Source organism: Chloracidobacterium sp. (assembly GCA_016715795.1).
Taxonomy (GTDB): Bacteria; Acidobacteriota; Blastocatellia; order Pyrinomonadales; family Pyrinomonadaceae; genus OLB17.
Genome location: JADJXP010000001.1, coordinates 894,445 through 918,148, shown reverse-complemented (window position 1 = coordinate 918,148; position 23,704 = coordinate 894,445). Strand labels below are relative to the sequence as shown.

The window sequence follows — 23,704 nt, the reverse complement described above, 5'->3', positions numbered from 1 at the left end:
CACCAATCCTTCGACCTCGTCACTATTCCATCTCTCTGCGATCTGTCTTCGTAATATTCTCAAGGTAGAAATTGTAGAGAGAACCTTTTGACCGATTGTAGACATCGCACTTAACGCTGAAGATGTGACTTCCAGCCCTGTTCATTCTGAAATGACACTCGCCTTCCATTCCGTCATCTGACGCAGCCGTCTCGCCGTCACGAATCAGGCTCAACGTATCGATTTGTAGATAGTAGTTTTCTAAGTTAGGCTGTCGGTCCGAGCGGCCTGAGAGATCGAAAATCATTTCTCCACCACCCTCCACCTTTACGAAGGTCACATGAGAAACAGCATTGGGCCTTGAAAGGAACAGAGCCTTTGAATTACACGGGAAGAATCCTGCAACTAACTGCAATCGGCATTTGCCAGTTAAGGTAACTAGATTCGCCGTCGGTCCTGTCTTCTCGTAAGACCAAGTTCCATCACTTTTTAAAATTACAGCTCGACCATCGCTCGTCGTCGCCGTCTGGGTCGTGACCGGTTTGGCCGGGGCTTTCTTCTTGACTTGTCCCACGACAACAGTTGTGAAACAACCAACTAAAAAGAAGGTTATCAGAAAACTAGTTTTCATCCGGCACTCCTTCGTTTTCATCACTCTTATTAATCGCAGCCTGCATTTGTTGAGCGAAATCGCGCGCTTCTTGTTTCGCCATGTCTTTCTTGACTATGAACCTTTCATCCGTAGCTGGATTTTGGTGAACTACTTGCCACAGGACACTCTTTTCCATCTCTTCAGCAAACACACGATTTTTCATAGGAATGTTGCTCCGTTCTACTCTGTCCGACCGCGTTTCGCGGCAATTAGCCACGCCGTTCACGGCGTGGTCAGCGTTGAAAAAATGGTTTAAAGGGCGTTTTAACGTCCTTCTCCGGCAGCTTTAGCATCATCGCTCGAAATCCGCTCAAGGCGCTCGTGGATCGAACCGCGTCGATGATGTTCCTTCTGGTTCTTAATGTACTCAACAACCCATTTCAGATCCCGCGTTCCGAACGTAACGATCCCGTAGCCTCGCTGCCATTCGAGCGATTTTGGCTGAACCTCGTGGTTGATGTAATACGAGCTGCCGCCTTTCAACTTGCCGATCCAGTCGGAGATCAAGAGGTTTGGCGGAGCACTCAAACCGATGTGCATGTGCGTCTCGATACCGCCCATCGCGTGAAGGTAAACGCCCGGCGTCTCAATGATCTTGTGAGTCAGGTAATGATAGAGGCGGTCTTCAATCCTGGGCGTTATCATCGGCAGACTATTCTTCGTGTGCCAGGTGATGTGGAAATTGATCTCGGAGTATACGCTGTCCGACATTGTGCTCAAGCTAAAATCGAAAGGACGTTAAAACGCCCTATGAGTCTTTTTCAATCGCCTACCTCGTCCTGAAGGACGTGGCTAATTGCCCTTCGGGAGATCGTCTTAAGGTCCGCAGGTCGTTCAAAAAGGACCAACTTGCAATCGCTATTTGTGGTAGCGTTCGCGGATCCTCGCAAAGACTTCTTCGCCCGGAATTGTCTTAACCTTGCCGGAGCGAACTTCTTCGACGCGGCGTTCTATTTCGATCTTCCACCGTTCGTCGATCTCCTTCTGTGACGGAGAAACGCTTTCCAAAAGTCTGTCTACAAGTTCGAGCTTTAGATCTATCGGCAGCATTTCAGCGCGGTCCATAATATCCATCGTTTGTGCTGTCATAATTTACCTCTCAGACTTATCTAGGACCTAGCCCGATGCCGCCCGTCCGACCTGGACTCGGGCGGGACGGAGGAGGCGGTCGCCGAATTTGTAGCCGCGCGAATATTCTTTGAGGATCTTTCCGTCCTCGTCGGCCTCGGCCATGTCGACGGCCTCGTGCAGTTCGGGATCGAATGCCTCGCCGACCGAGGGAACGGCCGTCACGCCGACGCTCATCAGGGCCTGTTCGAACGAACGCGCCGTGCCGATGACGCCTTCGCGAAGATGCGTAACGTCGGGATCGGTCTCGCTCGCCTCGACTGCACGGTTGAGGTTGTCGAGCACGGGCAGCAGCGTCGTCAGAAAGTCAAGCTGGCCCTGCTTTGCCTTGTCCTCAAGCGTTTTCTTTAGCCGCTCGCGCATCTCCGCGGTTTCGCGTTCGAGCCGCGTCTTTTCTTCCTCAAAGCGTGCCTGAACGCCCACGAGCTTTGCCTCGGCAGCCTCGCGGCGTTCGGTTTCGGCCTTTAGCTCCGCCTCGAGAGCGATCTCAGCGGCCGGTTTTACAGGCTCAGCGGCCGGTTCGGGCTCGGCCACTAACTCGCCATCGGCATTGAAACGCCGCTTATCGTTGATCGGGATCTTGCAGTTCGCCTCGTCGGCGTGAACTTCCTCTTGCTTCATTGCTCTTTTAAACACAACTAAATCATACGGCTTGTGCCGTGCATTCAAAAACTAGCTCGTCGCGGCCTTGCCCGCGGCGGTGAACTTCATCTCGCCATTCTCGGCCGTGACCTTGACCGTTTGTCCGGCACCGATCTCGCCGCCGAGCAGTTTTACCGCAAGCGGATTTTGGATCAGCGACTGTATCGCACGCTTGAGCGGGCGGGCGCCGTAAACGGGATCGTAGCCTTCCTGAACGATCAGGTCGCGGGCGGTTTGATCGAGTTCGAGGGCGATGTTTCGCTCGGCGAGGTTAGCCCTGAGTTTTTCGAGCTGAACGTCGATGATCGTCGCGATCTCGTCCTTGCCAAGCTGTTTGAACACAACGATGTCGTCGATGCGGTTAAGGAACTCGGGCTTGAAATGGTCACGCAATACCTGCAGAACGTCCTTGCGGATATCGCGGTCGGCGAGCGGATTCTCCGCGGCCGCCTGGATCTCGCGTGATCCCAGGTTCGAGGTCATGATAAGGACCGTATTCTTGAAGTCCACCACACGGCCCTTGCTGTCGGTCAGGCGGCCGTCGTCGAGTATCTGCAGCAGCACGTTGAATACGTCGGGATGCGCCTTTTCGATCTCGTCGAATAGCACGACCGAATACGGCCGGCGACGCACGGCCTCGGTCAACTGGCCGCCTTCCTCATAGCCGACGTATCCCGGCGGCGCACCGATCATGCGAGCGACTGCGTGCTTCTCCATATACTCGGACATATCGAGCCGCACCATGGCGCGTTCGTCATCGAACAGGAATTCTGCCAACGCCCGCGCCGTTTCGGTCTTACCCACGCCCGTGGGGCCGAGAAAGATGAACGATCCGATCGGACGATTCGGGTCCTGCAATCCCGCGCGAGCACGCCGAACGGCGTTCGCGACGGCCTCCAAAGCCTCGTTCTGGCCGATGACGCGTTTGCCCAGGTTCACTTCCATCTGGATAAGCTTTTGCATCTCGCCCTCAAGCATCTTTGAGACGGGCACGCCCGTCCATTTGGCGACGATCTCGGCGACGTCCTCCTCGTCAACTTCTTCCTTTAGATAAACGCCGTCTTTTTGTAATTCGGCGAGTCGCGTCTGCTCTGTCTCAAGCAGTTTTTCGATCTCGGGGATGCGGCCGTACTGCAATTCAGCCGCTTTGGTGAGATCGCCGCCCTGACGCGCTTGTTCGAGTTCGAGCTTTGCTTGCTCGAGCTGCTCCTTGGCTTCACGCATCTTCTCGATCTCTTCTTTCTCCGACTGCCACTTGGCCTTCATCGCGGAGGATTTCTCGTTGAGGTCGGCGATGCGCTTTTCGATATCATCGAGACGTTCCTTCGATTTCTTGTCCGTCTCGCGGCCCAATGCCTGTTTCTCGATCTCAAGCTGCAAAATCTCGCGCTCAAGCACGTCGATCTCCTGCGGCAAACTGTCGATCTCGATACGGATCCGCGACGCGGCCTCATCGATCAGGTCGATGGCTTTGTCCGGCAGGAAGCGGTCCGTGATATATCTGTTAGAGAGAGTTGCCGCGGCGACGATCGCGGCATCCTTGATGCGAACACCGTGGTGGACCTCGTACCTTTCTTTCAGCCCGCGCAGGATTGCGATCGTATCTTCGACCGTCGGCTCACCGATGTAGACCTGCTGGAATCGACGCTCAAGGGCCTTGTCCTTCTCAATATATTTCTGATACTCAGCCAGTGTCGTCGCACCAACCGCGCGCAAGGTTCCGCGTGCCAAAGCCGGTTTGAGCATATTCGAAGCATCGATAGCTCCTTCCGATGCGCCGGCACCGACAAGTGTGTGCAGTTCGTCGATGAAGAGAATGATCTGCCCTTCGGCCTTCTCGATCTCTTTGAGAACGGCCTTGAGCCTGTCCTCAAACTCGCCGCGATACTTTGCACCGGCGAGCATTGCACCAAGGTCAAGTGAGACAAGGCGTTTGTTCTTTAACGTCTCCGGCACATCGCCCGAGACGATACGCTGAGCAAGGCCCTCGACGATGGCGGTCTTGCCAACGCCCGGCTCGCCGATCAGGACAGGGTTATTCTTCGTGCGACGCGAGAGAATTTGAATGGTTCGTCGTATCTCGTCGTCACGGCCGATCACTGGGTCGAGCTTGCCTTTGCGGGCACGCTCGGTTAGGTCCTGTGCGTATTTTTCAAGTGCCTGAAAATTCTCTTCTGCATTCTGGTCCGTTATCCGCGAGCCGCCGCGCATTTCGGTCACGACCTTTTCGAGGTCCTCACTCGACACGCCATTTGAGCGAAGAATGCGTCCTGCATCTCCCGTCTTCTCCGACGCGATGGCAAGCAGCAGATGCTCGGTCGAAAGGTATTCGTCCTCCATCTTCTCGGCCTCTTTCTGGGCGTCCTGAAAGATGGTGTTGGTGCGAGAGCTAAAATACTGCTGCCCGCCGGAAACTTTCGGAAACTTGGCAATGGCTGCCTCGACCTCGGTCAAAATGGCCTGCGAATTTGCGCCGATCTTACCGAGAATGGGCTTAACGACGCCTTCGGCCTGGGCCATCATCGCCGCAAGAACGTGCTCGGGCTCAACCTGCTGGTTCTCGTTCCGCTCGGCGACGCCGATGGCCTCCTGCACGGCCTCTTGGCCGCGGATGGTGAATCTATCGAATCTCATAACGTTATTCTAACCGCAGAGATGCGGAGACGCAGAGAATATTAAGAAAACCTTCATTCCCGGCGTCTCCGCGTCTCGGCGGTTCAATGTATTACGCTTTGGCCGTCTTGGCCTCGATCGTCTTGGCCTCGGGGTTAGCTCCCGAGATCTCGATCTTGCGGGCCTTGGTCTCCTCACGCTTTGGCAGCGTTACATGGAGTACGCCATTCTCGAAATCAGCCTTAGCGCCTTCCGCCGTCACCGTCGGCGGCAGCGTGAATGATCTGGCAAACGATCCGTATCCGCGCTCGATGCGGTGATAATTGTCGCCCTCATCCTTTTTCTCGAATCGCCGCTCACCCTTTAATGTGAGCATGTTGTTCTCAAACGACAATTCGAAATCGTCCTTGGTCATACCGGGTAACTCCGCCTCGATCACGAGACTGTCGTTATTCTCAAAGACGTCAACGCGTGGATTCCAGGCATTCATAACGTCCTCGCGGCCGCTTGTGCCCGGATAACTCGCAGAGAAAAGCCTGTTTACCTCATCCTGGAGGCTCCGCATCTCTCTAAAAGGGTCATATTTTGCTAAAAACATAGTTGTTTCCTCCAATAATTACAGGATACCGGACTAAATACTTAGTCCGTTAGAATAATAAAATATGAGTGTATTCTTGTCAAGTCTATTTTTCATGATTTTTTTCGTGAATTGTGGGTGACAGTCTTGGCGTTTCTCGGTTATATTTGTTGAGCACTCTTTCAGAGCTCAATGAAGGTCCTCCGCGAAGTCCTCTGGCCCGTGATCGCCGTCATTGCCGCGTTTATCGTCGGCGGCCTCATTGTGTTGTTGATCGGCGATAACCCTATCGAGACATTTCGCCTGCTAGTCGGCAGTTCATTCGGCTCGACGAAAGACATCGGCTACCTGCTCTTCTACGCAACGCCGCTGATCTTTACAGGCTTGGCGGTCATGGTCGCGTTTCGCTGTGGCCTATTGAATATCGGCGCCGAAGGGCAGCTGACGGTCGCGGCTTTCGCGACCGCCTGGGTGGGAATCAAGCTCGGCGGCACTGTCGTCAACACCTTCGGACAGGATGTCGATTACTCGTGGGCGTCGCTGCCCGCGATACTGCTCGTCCCATTGTGTATCGCTACGGCAATGATCGTCGGCGGTATTTGGGGAGCGATTCCCGGAATTCTAAAAGCAAAGTTTGGCTCGCACGAGGTGATCAATACGATCATGCTCAATTTCATCGGCATAGCGCTGGTGAGCTACTTTACGCAGTATTACTACAAGCAGCCGGGCGACCCAATAATGCAGACCGTGCCCGTCGGTGAGGCGGCTCACATCCCGCGGATCAGTCAATACGTTCCGGGAATGCCGGAGTTTGTTCCGTTGAGCATCGCATTCCTTATCGCGGTGCTGATGTGCGTGCTGGTCTGGATCTTCTTGTGGAAGACAAAATGGGGCTACGAACTGCGAGCCGTTGGCGAAAATCCGTCAGCCGCTGAATACGGCGGCATCAATCCCAAAAAGCAGATCATTCTCGCGATGACGATATCGGGTGCACTGGCCGGAATGGTCGCGATAGGCGAGGTGATGGGCGACAGGTATCGCTACTATCACGATTTCTCAGGCGAGGTCGGGTTTTTGGGAATCGCGGTAGCGTTACTGGGCCGTAATCATCCGTTGGGCGTCTTTTTTGCGGCCTTGTTCTTTGCGGTACTGCGGCGTGGCGGCATTTTTGTCGATGCCTTTACCGAGTATGTTTCAAAGGACCTCGTCGAGGTGCTTCAGGCGGTCGTGATATTGCTGGTCGCGAGCCTACAGAGGTTTACGAGAAAGTGAAAAAGGGGAAATGTGAAGTAGTGAAAAAGGTTATCGCAACAGATCGTGCCTCTTTTTCACCTGTTCACTTTTTCACATTTTCACATTGCCTATGAGCGAGATATTTACGATAGCACTGATCTTTTCGAGCCTGCGCCTGGCAACGCCGCTGATCTTTGCTGCGCTCGGCGGACTGTTCTCCGAGCGCTCGGGCGTTATCAATATCGCCCTCGAAGGCCTGATGCTCGCCGGAGCGTTTACCGGCGCTGTCGTGACGTATGAGCTAAGCCAGCCGGGCTCGAGTGTGCCGCACACGATGGTGCCGTTCATCGGCCTCGCGGCGGCGATAGTCGCCGGGGGCCTAACAGCGCTGCTTTACGCGGTCGCAACCATCAAGTTCGAGGCAGATCAGGTTGTCGCCGGCTTTGGGGTGAACATTCTCATGCTCGGCCTGCCGGCGCTCATTTCGGGTGCTCTCTATGATTCGACCGGTTCGACGCCGCAGATCGCAAAGGACGTGATGCTGCCCGAGGCTTTCCGGACGTCGGTTGCAACCGTTATCGCTCTGGTGTTGGTGCCGGTGTGCTGGTATGTCCTCTACAAAACGCCATTTGGCCTCCGGCTGCGGGCGACCGGCGAAAATCCGTCAGCCGCCGACGCCGCAGGTGTCAAGGTCATTACGCTCCGCTACATCTGCGTCGTCATCTCGGGAATGCTCGCCGCGGCAGGCGGCGCATATCTATCGATCGGCCAATCATCACTATTTACACGGGCCATGACCGCTGGTCGCGGATTTATCGCCCTTGCCGCATTGATCCTCGCCAAATGGCGTCCCGTTCCTGTCCTGATCGCCTGTCTTTTCTTCGGCTTTACCGAGGCCCTGACGATCCAGATCCAGGGCGCCATAAAGATGCCGTCAGGCGAAGACATACCCGTCCAGTTCATCCAAATAATTCCGTATGTCCTGACGATAATCGTCCTGGCCGGCTTTATCGGCCTCTCACGTGCCCCAAAAGCGTTAGGGATTCCTTATAGAAAGGAAAATTGATTTGTGTGCAAGGCCGTGCTATACTTGCAACAGCCTTGATGCGCGCTGGCAGGCGTTTCAAAATCGATTCGGCTATGTAACCTGCCAGAATTTGAAATCTTTGCGGGACAGTGGGACACCACCGATACACGATAGTAAGTGTTGTATTTTCAAGTAGTTAATTGATCTGCGGGCTGTCCCATAACTGTCCCACGGTGGGACAGCTTATAGGAAACAGGGCGATATGTTAATCTTTTTGTTCTCTGGCCGTTATGACCTACGAAAAGGCCGCTGAAGCCGCCGCATTCATCAAGGAACGATATCCGAGCGATATCCGCGCGGCGATCGTGTTAGGCAGCGGGCTGGGTGCGTTTGCGGAGAAGGTCGATGGGGGGATGACGATCCCATTTGCGGAGATACCAGGCTTTGTCCGCTCAACTGTCGAGGGGCACGCGGGGCAGCTTGTGATCGGTGACATTAACGGAGTGACCATTGCCGTTCAGCAGGGCCGCTTTCATTATTACGAAGGCTACGAAATGGAACAGGTGATGCTCCCCGTCCGGACCTTTGGCGTGATGGGCATCAAGAACCTGATCCTTACGAATGCCGCCGGCAGCCTGAATTCTGATATGCCGCCGGGCAGCCTGATGATGATCACTGACCATATCAACTGTTTTGGCGTGAATCCGCTTCGCGGGCCAAACGATTCGCGGTTTGGAGCGAGATTTCCGGATATGACCGAGGTCTACGACCGCGAGCTGCAGAGAATCGTTGACGAAGAGGCCGCCGCCATCTCGACCGAGCGAAACGGGATCGATTTCCTTAATAAAGGTATCTATTGCGGCCTGTCGGGCCCGACGTACGAGACGCCGTCGGAGGTGCGTATGTATCGTCTGCTCGGGGCCGACGCGGTCGGAATGTCAACCGTTCCCGAGGCCGTCGCGGCGCGGCATATGGGCGTTCGCGTGCTCGGCATCTCGTGCATCACAAATTATGCGGCGGGCATGACGGACGAGGAGATCGACCATTCGCATGTGATGACGACAGGTGCCGACGCGGCCGAAGTGTTCGGTGAATTGCTGACGAGGGTCATTTCGAGAATATGATAATCGGCATATGCGGAGGTACAGGGTCAGGCAAGACGACGATCGCACGTTCGATAGTCGAGGCCGTCGGCGCCGAGAATGTCGTACTTGTCGAGCAGGATTCGTATTATCGCGACCTCGCCGACATGCCGCTTGACGAACGGCATCAGGCAAATTTTGACCATCCTGATTCGGTTGACAGCAACATGATGGTCAATCATATCCTGCGTCTCAAACAGGGCCTGCCAGCCGAGATGCCGCTGTATGACTTTAAGACACACACGCGAACGACGAACATTGAGGTCATCGAGCCGCGTCCGGTCGTGATAGTCGAGGGAATACTGATATTTGCCGAGTCTCGCGTGCTTGACCTGTTGGATGTGCGGGTCTTTGTCGACACTCCGGACGACGTCCGCCTGATCCGCCGCCTCAAACGAGATCACGCCGAGCGTGGCCGGACATACGAGCACACGATGGACCAGTACATGCGAACGATCAGGCCGATGCATTTTGAATTCGTCGAGCCGTCAAAGCGTCATGCGGACATCATTATCCCGGAAGGCGCACAGACCGGCGTTAGCATCGAATTCCTGTGCAGCCTCGTGCGTGAGAAGCTAAAGCAGGAACGAAGTGCCGCGAATGAGTAACAGACACTAATGGAAATCACAGATGAGAGATTGGTAGAGGAAGCAATGAAGGTGCGCGAGAATGCCTACGCGCCGTTCTCTAAATTCAAGGTCGGCTCGGCCCTCGAGACCGAGGACGGCTCGATCGTGGTCGGCTGCAATGTCGAATCCGCGAGCTACGGGCTAACCGTCTGTGCCGAGCGTGTCGCCGTCTGGAAGGCCATTTCGCTCGGCAAGACAAAGATCCGCCGCATCGCGGTCGTCGCCGACACCGAGGACCTCACGCCGCCGTGCGGTGTCTGCCGCCAGATCATCTGGGAATTCGGCGGCGATATTCCCGTCATTTTCGCCAACCTCCACGGCAGTGCCGAGACCGTCCAGATGAAAGACCTGCTGCCGCGGGCGTTTGACACGAAGTTTCTTAGATAACCCTGAAAAAGCGTCTGTCAAATCCGAGTATTTTAGATATAATTAAGACAGAGAAATGAATGCCAAAAAGCACCTTCCTGAATTGCGTCTGGACAAAACAAAGCTCAAGGTTTTCTCCGGATTCGACGATGCAGAATCTGACCTGATTGAGTGGTATCGCAATTCGACCTTGACCGAAAGGTTGCAGCACATAGAAAGGCTAAGACGATTGAACTATGGAGTTCGAGCTACCGGACACATTCAAAGAGTTATTAGAATCGTTAAATAAGCATAAAGTTAGGTATCTGTTAATTGGTGGCTACGCGGTGGGAATGCACGGCTATTCTCGCGCAACAGAGGATATCGATGTTTTTGTTGCGCGCGAAGAAGATAATGCAAAACGAATCGTCGAAGCTCTGACCGAATTTGGACTTGGCGGCCCGTCGCTGAAAACCGAGATTTTTACTCGTGAAAACAGCTTGGTGGTCATGGGCGTCGCGCCCCTAGCGGTCGATATTCTCAATTACCTCAAATCGGTAGACTTTGACTCAGCGTTTGAGAAGCGAAAGATCGTGACCTGCGAAGGCGTCGAAATAAATGTGATCAGCTATGACGATCTCATAAGAAACAAGATTGCGGTCGGACGCCATAAAGACCTATCTGATGTCGAGTATTTGAACCGCATCAAATCCGTACGAAGTACTTAAAATGAAATCTCAGAGAACACAAAGGTCTTTACTTTTAGTAGCGATTCTAACTGGCGTCTTAGTATTGCAGGCCCTCAGTGTCGCTCAGCCGGTGAGAACGGTCAGCGCCGGCGGACGATCGATGGGTGCGCCACGAACGCCGCCGCCTCTTGCTATTAGTGTCGACCTCCTTATCGTCGGCGGTACGATCGTTACGATGAGCGAGGATCGCGAGGTCATTGAGAACGGAGCTATCGCGATCACTAAAGGCAAGATCGACATTATGGGCACGCGGCGGATCGTGACTCAGAACGTGCGAGCCAGGCAGACGATCGATGCGACGGGCAAGGTCATCATTCCGGGGCTGATCAATACGCATACGCACGTGCCGATGACGCTGTTTCGCGGAATATCGGACGACCTCGACCTGAACGACTGGCTGACGAAATTCATCTTCCCGGCCGAGGCAAAGAACGTCGATGAGGCTTTCGTGAGGGCCGGAACGCGGCTGGGCCTCGCCGAGATGATACGCGGTGGGACGACGACGTATTGCGATATGTACTACTTCGAGGACGCCATCGCCGATGAGACAAAGAAGGCTGGCGTTCGCGGCGTGCTTGGCGAAACGATCATTGACTTTCCGGTCGCCGACAACAAGACGCACGCCGAGGCGATGGCCTATACTGAGCGGTTCATCAAGAAATGGCAGAACGACCCACTGATCGTGCCGGCCGCCGCACCGCATGCCCCATACACGGTGTCGAAGGAGCATCTCCAGGCAGTTCGCAGTCTCGCGGACCGGTTGAAGGCGCCGGTCGTCATTCATGTTGCCGAGACCAAGAAGGAGCGCGACGATGCCGAGAAGAACTTCGGGATGACACCGGTCAAATACCTCGACAGCTTCGGCTTTCTATCTAATAGGACCATCGCCGCGCACAGCGTCTGGCTCACGCCTGAGGAAGTTCGCATTTACAAAGAACGCGGTGTCGGCTCAGCACATTGCCCACAGTCAAACCTTAAACTTGCATCGGGAGTGGCTGCGATCCCCTACTTTCTTCGCGAAGATATCGCCGTCGGCCTCGGCACCGACGGTGCCGCGTCGAACAATGACCTTAACCTTTGGGAAGAGATCGACACGGCTGCCAAGCTCCATAAACAATGGTCGCTCGACCCTAAGACCCTGCCTGCCGAAGAAGCATTCGCGATGGCTACCATCCGCGGAGCTCGCGCCCTGCACTTGGCGGACAAGATCGGTTCGATCGAGGCCGGCAAGCGAGCTGACATCGCGATCGTCGATATCGACGCACTGCACCAAACGCCTTGGTTCAATGTCTATTCGGCCCTTGTTTACTCGACAAAAGCCTCTGACGTCCGCACCGTCATCATTAACGGCCGCGTCGTCATGCGCGACCGGCGTTTGCTCACGTTGGACGAAAGTGCTATAAAAAGAGACGCGCTCCGCTATCGCGATAAAATCATCAAGAGTTTACGTAACTGATCTTGCGTACCATGGAAACACGGTCGATTTGATGATTTTCTTGAGATTCGGTTGCGAGTTCGGGTCGTATAAGTGAGCCTTCTCTTGGGCATATTCGCTTGACCTTTACGGAAAATTATTCAACTCAGAGGAGGAGAAGGAATGCCGTTAAATGTCAGAAGGTTTTGCACTTCGGTTTTTCTGGTTTTAGGTATCTTGATCGTCGGCTCTCACGCACAGACGGTCGCTCAGCAAACAACAAACGTGGCACCACCGCCGACTTCCGGTGACGTGATGCGTGACCGCATCTCGAAGGCAAAGGCTTTCATCGCCGTTCGCAATTACGCGGCCGCGAGCTACGAGCTCGAAAACATTCGCAAGGAAACGAGCGATGCGGCCGTTCAGTCTGTCGTCAGCGTCCTCTTGATGAACAGCTACCTCGAACAGGGCGACTACAAGCGCGCGCAGGACTTTCTGAACGAGTATTTCAACCTCCAGAAGACGACGAAACCGAATGCATCGGCGAATTACATGGCCGTGGCCGGTCAGGTCGTCAAGAATGCCCGCGACCGCGCGGAACGGTATCGCGCACTCGGGATCAGCGTTTCTGACCGCACGCTGCCGCTCGAGGCCCTCAACGATCTTGAAAAGATGCGTGAGACGCTTGAGATCGTTGTGACTCAATCCAAAGAGATCGGTAAATCACCCATTCGGACGGCCGATGCAATGGCCCTGCTTGAGGAGGCCACAAACTCGCGGAGCATCCTGGCGCGCGATGATTATGATTCTCGCCGCTGGAAAGATGAGGTTACAGACACACGCGAGACGATGGCGAATGCCCGCAGCGTCGTGCTGGATGCAGCCGACGGAAAACCGGTCGTATCAGTACCGACCGAGCTGGTCGCAGCGAAAACGGCGTCACCTGGGACCACGCCGCCGGTCGCTCAGACGGTTGCAATGCGAGAGCGCGAGGTAAAGACACCTGAGAAGACATCTGTAGAGAGCACTGTTGCAGACAACGAGAAGCCAATCTACATTCCGTCACCTCCGGCAACTGTAAAGCCGACGAGTCCTGCACCGAAAAAGGAGCCACCGGCAACGGTCATAGCCGCTGGTCCGGCACCGGTGCCAAACGACGGCCCTCTTGAGATCGGCTCACTGCTCGAATTTGCGACCGATCGCGTGTCGCCAACTTATCCGCCACTTGCAAAAACACAGCGAATGACGGGTATCGTTAGGGTCGATCTCACGATCAATGAAAAAGGCGAGGTTGATGAGGTCCAAAAATTATCCGGGCCATTCATGCTGCAGGGCGCCGCTAGACAGGCTATCAAGAAATGGAGGTTCAAGCCCTTTACACGGGACGGGCAGCCGGTAAAAGCGATCGGCTATGTCAGCTTTAATTTCGACCTCTAAGCTCGCCGCTTTGACGTCCAGGCCTTAACAAACGCGTTTACTTCTGATAATCTCTTCGACACTCGGAGAAATTCAAGATGAACCTTGCCTGCGCCAGGATTTGCTTTATTTTAGCGCTGTTCGTGTGCGTGCTGGGCCCGATCATGGCCCAGACAGGCGACCCACCGATCGTGGCCCGCATTACGATTACCGACGATGCCGAAATGCAGCGTGTTGTCACGCTGGATCTCGATCTGATGGAATATCGCGACGGCAACGAGCTGATATTCTGGACGACCAAGGAGCAACTCAGTAACCTCGCTGCTGGAGGCTGGCGTGTCCGCGTTGACGAAAAGCTAACTGCGGAGCTCGCCTCGATCGACTTGAATGACACGTATTTGGGCGGCTATCGCACCGTTGAAGAGACGAGAACATTCCTCGACCAGAAAGCTGTCCAGTATCCCACGCTTGCACGGGTCTTCACCTACGGCCAAAGTTGGGAAAAGATTCAAAATGCGGCTAATGGCTATCACCTCTTTGGGATCAGCTTGACAAATTCGGCGATCCGAGGCAACAAACCAAGGTTCTTTCTTGAGGCGGGGATCCACGCTCGAGAGTTGGTGCCGCCCGAGATCGCAACGCGCTTTGTCGATTACCTGCTGTCAAATTATGGGATCGATGCCGATGCCACATGGCTCTTGGACGAACACGAGATCATTGTCATTCCTATCGTGAATCCGGATGGCCGCAAATTGGCCGAACAATCGTTGCTGAAGCGCAAGAACATGAACGCCACGAGCGGCAACTGTACGAATGTCAGCCGCGGAATCGATCTGAACCGCAACTTCTCATACCTATGGGGCACGGTGAATCCTCCGACAACGCCGCCTTGCAGCGAGACGTTCCCCGGCCTTTCAGCCGCCTCTGAGCCGGAAGCATCGTATATCGAGGACCTGCTGGATCAACTCTATCCTGACCAACGTGCACCCGGCCAGACCTCACCTGCCCCCTTAGATGCGACGGGAATATTCCTCGACATGCACAGCACCGGGAATCTCATCCTTTATCCTTGGGGACAAGATCAGACTCCGCCGCCAAATCTGCAGTTGCGAACGATCGCGCAGCGGATGGCCGGCTTCAACGGCTACGAACCGATCCAAAGCATCAATCTGTATGCAACGAGCGGCACCGCACGTGAATACGCCTATGGCGAACTCGGCGTTGCTGGCCTTGCAATGGAGATCGGCCTGGGTTCGGGCACATGTGGTGGCTTTATGCCGGCCTACACCTGTATCGACGGCGGAACTAACGGCAATTTCTGGAATCTGAACAGGCCTGTTCTGCTGTATTTGGCAAAGCTTGCTCGTACGCCGTATATGACCTCCGAAGGCCCGACGGTCGAAACGCTGACAGTTACGCGCACCGGTTCGAAATCGTATCTTCTTCGCGGCTCGATCAACGATGGGTATAATGGCAATCAAACGGTTAACGGTGCCGAAGTCTATATCGACGTGCCGCCTTGGCGGGGCGGTGTACCGATCCCGATGGCAGCCGAGGACGGAGCATTTGACTCGCCTATGGAATCAGCTATCCGGACTGTCATCGTCTCGCCGTCGCGACATATCGTTTATATTCGCGGCCGAGATTCGAATGGTAATTGGGGTGCGGTATCGGCCATATTTATCGCATCCCGATTCGGCGGCACCTCGCATCTCCCTGATTGATCACAGTGGATAACCGGGAGTTTGTGCAGCTGGTGCACTGCCTGCAATCTTGACAAAAAAATAATGTTTTGCGAACCTTAACTATGCCGCAGGATCGGTTGTTGTAGTAATGAAGATATCGGCACAGGAAGAATATGGGCTTCGCTGCCTGGTGCAGTTAGCCAACCTTGCCAATGGCGACTCGCTAACGCTGCCGCAGATCGCCGAACGCGAGGGCATATCGACGGCTAACGCCGGCAAGCTAATGTGGCTCCTTAACAAGGCCGGCTTCGTCCTCTCGACACGCGGTACAAAGGGCGGGTACTTGCTCGCAAGGCCAGCCGCCGAAATACGTCTTAGCGAGATCATCCATGTGCTCGATGAAGAGGTGATCAACAAACATTGCGGTAGCTACACCGGAGTGCTGGAAACATGTGTTCATAACGGCGACTGTGGGATACGGCCGGTGATAGTCGGCCTCCATGAGATCGTCGAGAACGCGCTGTCGCAAATTACCCTGGCTCAACTAGTCGGGAGTGAAAAGACCGTTGATACGATGTTTCACTCGATCCAGGGGATCGATCGAACGATCGAACCGCAAAGGATTTAAGTATGTCGACTGCCGCGGAAATACTTACTAACCGAGAATACAAGTACGGTTTTGTCACTGACATTGAGTCCGACATTATCCCAAAGGGCCTGAGCGAAGCTACCGTTCGCCTGATCTCATCAAAGAAGAACGAGCCCGACTGGCTACTCGAATTCCGGCTAAAGGCCTACCGCAACTGGCTCAAGATGGAGGAACCAAAGCATTGGCCGAATTTTGAGTATCCACGGATCGATTTTCAGGACATTTCCTACTACGCTGCACCGCGACAGAAGCCGAAGAAGGCCTCGATGGACGAGGTCGATCCGGAGTTGGTCAAAACCTTTGAGAAGCTCGGCATACCCTTGAGCGAGCAGAAGATGCTCGCAAATGTCGCCGTCGATGCTGTGTTTGACAGCGTTTCGGTCGCGACGACCTACAAAGAGAAACTTAAGAAGGCGGGCGTCATCTTTTGCTCATTTACGGAGGCAGTAGCTGATTATCCTGAGCTTGTTCAGAAATATCTCGGCTCGGTAGTGCCGGTTAACGACAACTATTACGCGGCGTTGAACTCGGCCGTTTTCTCAGACGGATCGTTCGTGTTTATTCCAAAAGGTGTGCGGTGCCCGATGGAGCTTTCGACGTACTTCCGCATCAATACGCAGGAATCGGGCCAGTTCGAACGCACGCTGATCGTTGCCGAGGAAGGCGGCTATGTCGCCTATAACGAGGGTTGCACCGCGCCGCAGTTCGATACGAACCAGCTTCATGCGGCGGTCGTCGAACTGGTCGCTCTTGACGATGCTGAGATCAAATATTCGACGGTTCAGAATTGGTACGCGGGCGATGAAACCGGCAAGGGCGGCATCTATAACTTCGTCACCAAACGCGGTGCGTGTCGCGGCGTGAATTCTAAGATCTCGTGGACGCAGGTCGAGACCGGCTCGGCGATCACTTGGAAATATCCGAGCGTGATCCTGCAGGGCGACAATTCGATCGGCGAATTTTACTCCGTCGCTCTCACAAACAACGCCCAGATCGCCGATACCGGCACGAAGATGATCCATCTCGGCAAGAATACAAAATCGACGATCGTCTCGAAGGGCATCTCGGCTGGGAAATCTAACAATTCGTATCGCGGCCTCGTAAAGGTGATGCCAAAAGCTGCCGGTGCGCGCAATTATACGCAGTGCGACTCGATGCTGATAGGCGGCAAGTCGGAAGCGAATACGTTCCCCTACATCGAGGTGATGAACAACACCGCCCGCGTCGAGCACGAAGCCACGACGTCTAAGATCAGCGAGGAGCAGCTTTTCTACCTCCAGCAGCGAGGTATCTCGCAGGAAGATGCGGTCTCGTTGATCATCAACGGATTTTGTAAGGAAGTGTTTCGCGAACTGCCGATGGAATATGCAGTCGAAGCCCAGAAGCTGTTGGGGTTGAAACTCGAGGGTACCGTAGGATGAGCGTGGTTAGGTTAGCCGGGCCGGGTGATGAGTATTTGATCGAACGACTTGTCGCCGCTGCCTTTGGGCCGTTCCGCAACCTATATACGCCTGATGCGTTTGACTATACGGCTATCAAGGCCGACGCCGTTCGCGGACGGTTTGCCGAAGGGCCTATATGGCTTGCGTATCTTGGTGATTTACCGGCTGGAACGGTTTCCGGCCTGCCGGACGGTGAGAGGTTCTATATCCGCTCGATGGGAGTGATCCCCGATGCCCAGGGCAAGGGCGTCGGGCAACAGCTGCTCGGAGCTCTTGAGAAGCACGCGCGCGAGGAAGGCTTTAAGAGTCTGTATCTATACACAACCTTCGTCCTGCCGGGAGCGAGGCCGCTGTATGAGAAGAACGGGTTTTATATCCTCCGCGAAACACCGCCTGAGGAATGGTTCGGCATGGCGGGAATAGAAATGGAGAAGATATTGGACTAGATGTTATTAGAGATAAAGGACTTATATGCCGGTATTGATGGCAAGGAGATATTGAAAGGCCTCAATCTTCAGGTCAACGCTGGGAGTGTACACGCGATAATGGGCCCTAACGGATCGGGCAAATCGACGCTGTCAAAAGTGCTCGCCGGGCATCCGAGCTACGAGGTGACCTCGGGCGAAGTGTTGTACGAAGGCAGCAACCTGCTCGAACTCGAACCCGACGAACGTGCGCGTTCGGGCGTCTTTATGGCGTTCCAATATCCGGTCGAGGTTCCGGGTGTTTCGAATTCGCAGTTTCTGCGGCTGGCCTACAACGAGAAGATGAAGCATCTGGGCGAGGAGGAACTCGACCCGCTCGAATTCAACGACTATCTGAAAGAAAAGGCGAAGATCGTCGATATGGATCCGCAGTTCTTCAAACGGTCGGTCAATGAGGGCTTCTCGGGCGGTGAAAAGAAACGGAACGAGATCCTGCAAATGGCCGTGCTCGAACCAAGGCTCGCCATACTCGACGAAACCGACTCCGGCCTCGATATCGACGCCTTACGCATCGTCGCTGAGGGCGTCAACAAGCTGCGCAGCAGCGACAACGCGATCATCCTTGTCACACACTATCAGCGGCTGCTGAATTACGTCGAGCCCGATTTTGTCCACGTCCTCGCCGACGGCAAGATCGTAAAGGAAGGCGGTAAAGATCTCGCTGTCGAACTCGAAGAGAAAGGCTACGACTGGGTCAAGGCTGCCGCGAAATGATGAGCCCACAACTGGCAAAGGAAGCAACTCTAAGCGCCTGGTTTCGTGAAGTGATAAAGAACGAGCCGGACTCGGCATTGCGTTCGCTTCGCGAAGATGCCTTTTCGTTTTTTGAAGCGAACGGTTTTCCAACGCCGCAAACCGAAGACTGGAAATACACGAACGTCGCACCGTTGGCCGCTATTGACTGGACAGTAGATAGCTCGTCAATTGCGATCGGACAAGACGTGCCGCTCGATGTCGTTGGTCAATTCCGCACTGCACGCAACGGTTTTACTGCGCTAAACCTAGCATTCGCCAATATCGCCATCCTTCGAATTGCAAAAGACACTGTTATCAACGAACCGGTTGAATTCTCGTTCGCGGCTGGCGAAGATAGGGCGATCTTTCCTCACATTGTCGTTATTGCCGAATCGGGCAGCGAGGCGACGATCGTTGAGAGCTACGACTCGCAGACCAAGAGTTTTACGAACTCGGCCGTTCAGATCATTGTCGAGGACAACGCCAGCCTCACGCACTATCGTGTGCAGCGTGAGTCGGATGAGGCATTTCATTACGGCGTGACCGAGGCAAGCATGGGGCGCGATAGCCGTTATGACCTGACCTCGATCAACCTTGGTTCGGCGATCTCCCGGCATGACATCGACGCTAAATTTACCGCCGAGGGCGGCGAGGCTTGGGTTGACGGGCTATATATGCTCGGCGGTTCGCAGCATAGCGACACACATTCGGTGATCGATCACACGGTGCCGAACTGCACTTCGCACCAGAACTACAAGGGCGTGCTTGACGGCAAGTCGCGGGGCGTCTTTAACGGCAAGGTTTTCGTACGCGAGAATGCCCACGGCACCGATGCCCAGCAGCAGAACAAGAACCTCTTGCTCTCGAATGACGCCCGCGTTGATACAAAACCGCAGCTTGAGATATTCAACGACGACGTCAAATGCGCCCACGGAGCGACCGTCGGACAGCTTGAGGAAGAGGAACTTTTCTATCTGCTAACACGCGGTCTGCCCGAATCGCTCGCGCGCAATCTGCTGACCTATGGCTTCGCCGAGGAGATCATAAATAAGATCGGTATAACCGCCATCAAGGCCGAACTCGATGCAACGGTTTTGAATCGGCTAGGCACGAGCATTTAGTTTTCGGTGAATTTTGTGACCTCTGCGGCAAAAGAAATGGCTTTCGATGTGGAAAAGATTAGACGCGATTTTCCCGTGCTGTCGCAGACAGTGAACGGCAAGCCGCTCGTGTATCTCGATAGCGCTGCGTCGGCGCAGGTGCCGCAGTCGGTCATAGACCGGACGTCGAAGTATCTTGCCGAGGAGCATTCAAATATACATCGCGGTGTGCATTACTTGTCGCAACATGCAACGACAGCGTATGAGGCGGCGAGAGAAAAAGTAAAGCGTTTTATCAACGCGCCTGACGTCAAGGAGTGCATCTTTGTCCGAGGCACGACCGAGGGCATTAATCTCGTCGCGCAGTCGTACGGAAAAAAATTCGTGCAAGAGGGCGACGAGGTCCTGATATCGCGGATGGAACACCACTCGAACATCATCCCGTGGCAGATGATCGCCGAGGAACGTGGTGCGGTGATCAAGGTCATCCCAATGAACGCATCAGGCGAACTGATAATCGACGAGTACGAGAATATGCTCAATGAGCGCACGCGGATCGTCGCCGTCGCACACGTCTCAAACTCATTGGGCACGGTAAATCCAATCAAGGAAATGATTACGACCGCTCACAAATTCGGTGTACCAGTCTGCGTCGATGCTGCCCAGAGCGTGCCGCATTTTCCGGTGGACGTGCAAGATCTCGACGCAGATTTCTTTGTCTTTTCGGGTCACAAGATGTTCGCTCCGACCGGCAGCGGCGTCGTTTACGGCAAGCGGAAATGGCTCGATGAGATGCCGCCCTACCAGACAGGCGGTGGTATGATCCGCACTGTCAGTTTTGAGAAAACGACATTTGCTCCGATCCCCGAAAAGTTTGAGGCAGGAACACCTGCTATTGCGGCAGGCATCGGGCTCGGTGCTGCGATCGATTACATAAACGCGTTGGATTTCGAGGCCGCCGCCGCATACGAGCACGAACTGCTCGAATACGCCACGAGCCGCCTTGCCGACATTCCCGGTGTGACGATCGTCGGGACAGCAGCCAACAAGGCGAGTGTTCTTTCGTTCACTATTGAAGGTGTCCACCCGCACGACATCGGCACGATCCTCGATCAGCAGGGTATTGCGATCCGAGCCGGCCATCACTGTGCCCAACCGGTAATGCAGTTTTTTGACGTTCCGGCCACGGCGAGGGCGAGCTTTGCCCTTTACAATACCCGCGACGAGGTTGATAAGCTCGCAGATTCTATCCAGAAAGTGATCGAAGTTTTTGCTTGATGCTTGTGAGTATCGTCACTTCACTCAGAGCAGGAATCAGGCGATAATTACCGGATGCAATCAGACCTCTACATCGCCCAGCACGCCAAACTTCGCCCGGTCGTAGAAATCGCCGAACAACTGGGGCTTGGCCCGGATGATATCGATATCTATGGCAGCCCCTACATCGCTAAGGTTCGCCTAGACGTACTCGAGAAGTTCAAGAACCGGCCGAAGGCAAAGTACATTGATATCTCCGCGATCACGCCGACACCGCTCGGTGAAGGTAAGTCGACAACGCTGATCGGTCTAGGCCAGGCGATGAAATGCCTCGGGAAGCGTGCCGTCGTTACGCTCCGACAACCCTCACAGGGTCCAACATTCGGTATCAAAGGCGGCGCCGCAGGCGGTGGGTACGCGCAGGTCGTGCCAATGGAGACGTTCAATCTGAACCTCACGGGTGATATCCACGCCGTCACGGCGGCCAACAATTTACTCGCCGCGATGATCGACAATCGCCTGCTTCGCGGCAATCCGCTAAACATTAACCCACACAGCATAACGTGGAAACGCGTGGTCGATACGAACGACCGAGCTCTCAGGAAGATAATCGTTGGCCTCGGCGGCCGCATGGAGGGCGGAATACCGCGTGAGACCGGCTTCGACATCACGGTAGCCTCTGAGGTCATGGCGGTGCTCGCATTGACAACTTCGCTTCGCGACATGCGGGAACGATTCGGGCGCATTGTAGTCGGGCTTACACACGACAAGACACCCGTTACTGCCGAGGAGGTTGGAGCAGCCGGAGCTATGACCGTGCTTATGCGCGATGCGATAAGGCCGACGATCATGCAGACGCTTGAGAATACACCCGCACTCGTCCATGCGGGGCCATTTGCTAATGTTGCCCATGGAAACAGCAGTATCCTGGCAGATTTGATAGGTGTCAGGACCGCAGACTATGTGATGACGGAATCCGGTTTTGGAGCAGATATCGGTGCTGAGAAGTTCTTTAATATCAAGTGCCGCTACAGTGGCCTGACGCCTGACGCTTGTGTCATTGTGACCACGATCCGGGCGCTAAAATCGCACAGCGGCAAATACAAGGTCGTCGCCGGCAAACCGCTGCCGCCTGAGATGCTGGAGAACAACGTAGCCGACGTGGAGGCGGGTGCGTCGAATCTGAGAAAACAGATCGAGAATGTCAGACTGCACGGCGTTACACCGGTCGTGGCGATAAACGCCTTTGATTCAGACCACGCGGATGAGATCGAGGCTGTCAAGAGGGTCGCCATCGAATCTGGGGCCTTGGGAGCCGCCGTTTCAACACATTGGGCGAATGGAGGCAAGGGTGCTGTCGAGCTTGCTGAAATGGTGATCGCCGCTGCCGACCAGTCAAGCGAGTTCAAGTTTCTTTACGAGCTTGATCAACCGATCAAGGCTAAGATCGAGACGATCGCCAAACAGATCTACGGAGCGGAGGACGTCTGGTATGAGCCATTTGCCGACCAACAGATCAAGGCGTATGAAGAGAACGGCTTTGGCGGCCTGCCGATCTGCATGGCCAAGACGCATCTGAGCCTAAGCCACGACCCTAAGCTCAAAGGTGCTCCGACCGGCTTCACGCTCCCGATCCGCGAGGTCAGGGCGAGCGTTGGTGCAGGCTTCATTTATCCGATCTGCGGAGACATGCGAACAATGCCGGCTCTGCCTGAACACCCGGCCGCCGAACAAGTCGATATCGATAAGGACGGCAATATCGTAGGATTGTCATAGATGTCAGAACTCAGCGACCTGTATCAGGAAACGATCCTGGAACACAATAAGAATCCTCGTAACTTTCGTGAGATCGAGAACGCCGACCGGTCGGCGGATGGGAACAATCCGCTTTGTGGCGATGCCTTGCGCGTATATCTGATGATGAAGGATGATGTTGTCGAGGATGTTTCTTTCAAGGGTTCAGGCTGCGCGATCTCAAAGGCCTCCGCATCCATGATGACCCAGGCCGTTAAAGGCCGAACCAGAGACGAAGCCGAAGAACTCTTTGATGAGTTTCATAGGATGGTAACCGGAGGCCTCGATCCCGAGGTCGAAGCGACGCACCTAGGCAAGCTCCGAGTATTCGCCGGCGTGCTTGAATTTCCGGCACGCGTTAAGTGCGCCTCGCTTAGCTGGCATACATTGCATGCGGCGCTCCAAGGCAACGAGAGTATCTCGACTGAATAGGATTTGACCGAAAATAGCCTGTTCCAGCGAAAGACCACCATCGCGTTCATTGCGATAATGGCAACATCTGCCATTGTCCTTTGGCTGCAGGGGCGCGTCTGGTGGTGTCAGGCAGGCGACCTGTTGCCTTGGTCATGGGATATCTGGACGACACATAATTCCCAGCATCTGGTCGATCCGTATGCGTTCACACACGTGCTGCACGGCGTATTGGAATTCTGGCTTCTTGGTCTTATCTTTGGGCGAATACCGGTCGCGTGGCGGTTCGTAATGGCCGTCATGATCGAGGCGATCTGGGAGATCGCCGAAAACTCTTCCTATATCATCGAGCGGTATCGCACGGTAACACTCTCGCTTGACTACTTTGGCGACTCGATAATCAACTCGCTCGCCGATATCGTGTGCTGTGCGGCGGGTTTCGGCCTGGCGAAGAAGGTAGGCTTGCTGCGTTCGGTGATCCTGTTCGCCGTAACGGAGATCGTACTGATCTTCTGGATACGTGACAGTCTGGTAATCAATATCATCATGCTGATCTATCCGATCGACGAATTGAAGACTTGGCAAATGGGTGGCAGATGA

25 protein-coding genes are annotated in these 23,704 nt (G+C 54.7%); 18 read left to right on the top strand and 7 right to left on the bottom strand.

Features of this window, described 5'->3' with window-relative positions; translation table 11 throughout:
* Positions 1 to 22: 22 nt before the first annotated feature.
* From IPM59_04230 to IPM59_04200, 7 genes are all read right to left on the bottom strand, one after another.
* Positions 23 to 631 carry a hypothetical protein gene (locus IPM59_04230; protein MBK9214795.1) on the bottom strand — a complete coding sequence of 203 codons (609 nt, stop codon included), beginning with the start codon at positions 629 to 631 and terminating at the stop codon, positions 23 to 25.
* A complete protein-coding gene (locus IPM59_04225; protein ID MBK9214794.1) occupies positions 600 to 794 on the bottom strand; it encodes a hypothetical protein in 195 nt (64 codons plus the stop codon). The genes IPM59_04230 and IPM59_04225 overlap by 32 nt, the downstream gene beginning before the upstream one ends.
* A gap of 101 nt (positions 795 to 895) precedes the next feature.
* A complete protein-coding gene (gene tnpA, locus IPM59_04220) occupies positions 896 to 1,342 on the bottom strand; it encodes an IS200/IS605 family transposase (GenBank protein ID MBK9214793.1) in 447 nt (148 codons plus the stop codon).
* Between the two features lie 147 nt (positions 1,343 to 1,489).
* Positions 1,490 to 1,720 (bottom strand): addiction module protein, encoded by a 231-nt coding sequence (locus tag IPM59_04215; GenBank protein ID MBK9214792.1) that lies wholly within the window; start codon positions 1,718 to 1,720, stop codon positions 1,490 to 1,492.
* Positions 1,721 to 1,747: 27 nt separating this feature from the next.
* Positions 1,748 to 2,380 carry a nucleotide exchange factor GrpE gene (locus IPM59_04210; protein ID MBK9214791.1) on the bottom strand — a complete coding sequence of 211 codons (633 nt, stop codon included), beginning with the start codon at positions 2,378 to 2,380 and terminating at the stop codon, positions 1,748 to 1,750.
* Between the two features lie 51 nt (positions 2,381 to 2,431).
* A complete protein-coding gene (clpB, locus tag IPM59_04205) occupies positions 2,432 to 5,035 on the bottom strand; it encodes an ATP-dependent chaperone ClpB (GenBank protein ID MBK9214790.1) in 2,604 nt (867 codons plus the stop codon).
* Positions 5,036 to 5,126: 91 nt separating this feature from the next.
* Entirely contained in the window at positions 5,127 to 5,612 is a 486-nt protein-coding gene (locus IPM59_04200; protein ID MBK9214789.1) for an Hsp20/alpha crystallin family protein, read from the bottom strand.
* A 171-nt stretch (positions 5,613 to 5,783) separates the two neighbouring features.
* Between IPM59_04200 and IPM59_04195 the strand changes: the two genes are divergently transcribed.
* The 18 genes from IPM59_04195 (at position 5,784) to IPM59_04110 (ending at position 23,704) form a co-directional block, all read left to right on the top strand.
* A complete protein-coding gene (locus tag IPM59_04195) occupies positions 5,784 to 6,863 on the top strand; it encodes an ABC transporter permease (protein MBK9214788.1) in 1,080 nt (359 codons plus the stop codon).
* A 91-nt stretch (positions 6,864 to 6,954) separates the two neighbouring features.
* Positions 6,955 to 7,890 carry an ABC transporter permease gene (locus IPM59_04190; GenBank protein MBK9214787.1) on the top strand — a complete coding sequence of 312 codons (936 nt, stop codon included), beginning with the start codon at positions 6,955 to 6,957 and terminating at the stop codon, positions 7,888 to 7,890.
* A 251-nt stretch (positions 7,891 to 8,141) separates the two neighbouring features.
* Positions 8,142 to 8,975: a purine-nucleoside phosphorylase gene (locus IPM59_04185; GenBank protein ID MBK9214786.1), complete on the top strand. Its 834-nt coding sequence runs from the start codon at positions 8,142 to 8,144 to the stop codon at positions 8,973 to 8,975.
* Complete coding sequence (gene udk / locus IPM59_04180; protein ID MBK9214785.1) at positions 8,972 to 9,601, top strand: uridine kinase; 630 nt, start codon at positions 8,972 to 8,974, stop codon at positions 9,599 to 9,601. The genes IPM59_04185 and udk overlap by 4 nt, the downstream gene beginning before the upstream one ends.
* Positions 9,602 to 9,610: 9 nt before the next feature.
* Positions 9,611 to 10,009 (top strand): cytidine deaminase, encoded by a 399-nt coding sequence (locus tag IPM59_04175; GenBank protein MBK9214784.1) that lies wholly within the window; start codon positions 9,611 to 9,613, stop codon positions 10,007 to 10,009.
* Between the two features lie 215 nt (positions 10,010 to 10,224).
* Positions 10,225 to 10,695 carry a nucleotidyltransferase gene (locus tag IPM59_04170; GenBank protein ID MBK9214783.1) on the top strand — a complete coding sequence of 157 codons (471 nt, stop codon included), beginning with the start codon at positions 10,225 to 10,227 and terminating at the stop codon, positions 10,693 to 10,695.
* 121 nt (positions 10,696 to 10,816) lie between these two features.
* Positions 10,817 to 12,172, top strand: a complete 1,356-nt coding sequence (locus tag IPM59_04165; protein ID MBK9214782.1) for an amidohydrolase — start codon at positions 10,817 to 10,819, stop codon at positions 12,170 to 12,172.
* A 141-nt stretch (positions 12,173 to 12,313) separates the two neighbouring features.
* The gene (locus tag IPM59_04160) at positions 12,314 to 13,567 is read left to right on the top strand and encodes a TonB family protein (protein MBK9214781.1); all 1,254 of its coding nucleotides are present in this window, start codon (positions 12,314 to 12,316) and stop codon (positions 13,565 to 13,567) included.
* Positions 13,568 to 13,644: 77 nt separating this feature from the next.
* The gene (locus tag IPM59_04155; GenBank protein MBK9214780.1) at positions 13,645 to 15,270 is read left to right on the top strand and encodes a hypothetical protein; all 1,626 of its coding nucleotides are present in this window, start codon (positions 13,645 to 13,647) and stop codon (positions 15,268 to 15,270) included.
* Between the two features lie 109 nt (positions 15,271 to 15,379).
* The gene (locus IPM59_04150) at positions 15,380 to 15,859 is read left to right on the top strand and encodes an Rrf2 family transcriptional regulator (protein ID MBK9214779.1); all 480 of its coding nucleotides are present in this window, start codon (positions 15,380 to 15,382) and stop codon (positions 15,857 to 15,859) included.
* Between the two features lie 2 nt (positions 15,860 to 15,861).
* Positions 15,862 to 17,301 (top strand): Fe-S cluster assembly protein SufB, encoded by a 1,440-nt coding sequence (gene sufB, locus IPM59_04145; protein MBK9214778.1) that lies wholly within the window; start codon positions 15,862 to 15,864, stop codon positions 17,299 to 17,301.
* On the top strand, positions 17,298 to 17,768 hold the full coding sequence (locus IPM59_04140) for a GNAT family N-acetyltransferase (protein ID MBK9214777.1): 471 nt from the start codon (positions 17,298 to 17,300) through the stop codon (positions 17,766 to 17,768). The genes sufB and IPM59_04140 overlap by 4 nt, the downstream gene beginning before the upstream one ends.
* The gene (gene sufC, locus IPM59_04135) at positions 17,769 to 18,521 is read left to right on the top strand and encodes a Fe-S cluster assembly ATPase SufC (protein ID MBK9214776.1); all 753 of its coding nucleotides are present in this window, start codon (positions 17,769 to 17,771) and stop codon (positions 18,519 to 18,521) included.
* On the top strand, positions 18,518 to 19,663 hold the full coding sequence (gene sufD, locus IPM59_04130; protein MBK9214775.1) for a Fe-S cluster assembly protein SufD: 1,146 nt from the start codon (positions 18,518 to 18,520) through the stop codon (positions 19,661 to 19,663). The genes sufC and sufD overlap by 4 nt, the downstream gene beginning before the upstream one ends.
* Positions 19,664 to 19,699: 36 nt before the next feature.
* Positions 19,700 to 20,920, top strand: coding sequence for a cysteine desulfurase (locus IPM59_04125; protein ID MBK9214774.1), 1,221 nt, complete (start codon positions 19,700 to 19,702; stop codon positions 20,918 to 20,920).
* A gap of 54 nt (positions 20,921 to 20,974) precedes the next feature.
* A complete protein-coding gene (locus IPM59_04120; GenBank protein ID MBK9214773.1) occupies positions 20,975 to 22,675 on the top strand; it encodes a formate--tetrahydrofolate ligase in 1,701 nt (566 codons plus the stop codon).
* Positions 22,676 to 23,125 (top strand): SUF system NifU family Fe-S cluster assembly protein, encoded by a 450-nt coding sequence (locus tag IPM59_04115; protein MBK9214772.1) that lies wholly within the window; start codon positions 22,676 to 22,678, stop codon positions 23,123 to 23,125. It abuts the gene before it with no gap.
* A 57-nt stretch (positions 23,126 to 23,182) separates the two neighbouring features.
* Positions 23,183 to 23,704: a DUF2585 family protein gene (locus IPM59_04110; GenBank protein ID MBK9214771.1), complete on the top strand. Its 522-nt coding sequence runs from the start codon at positions 23,183 to 23,185 to the stop codon at positions 23,702 to 23,704.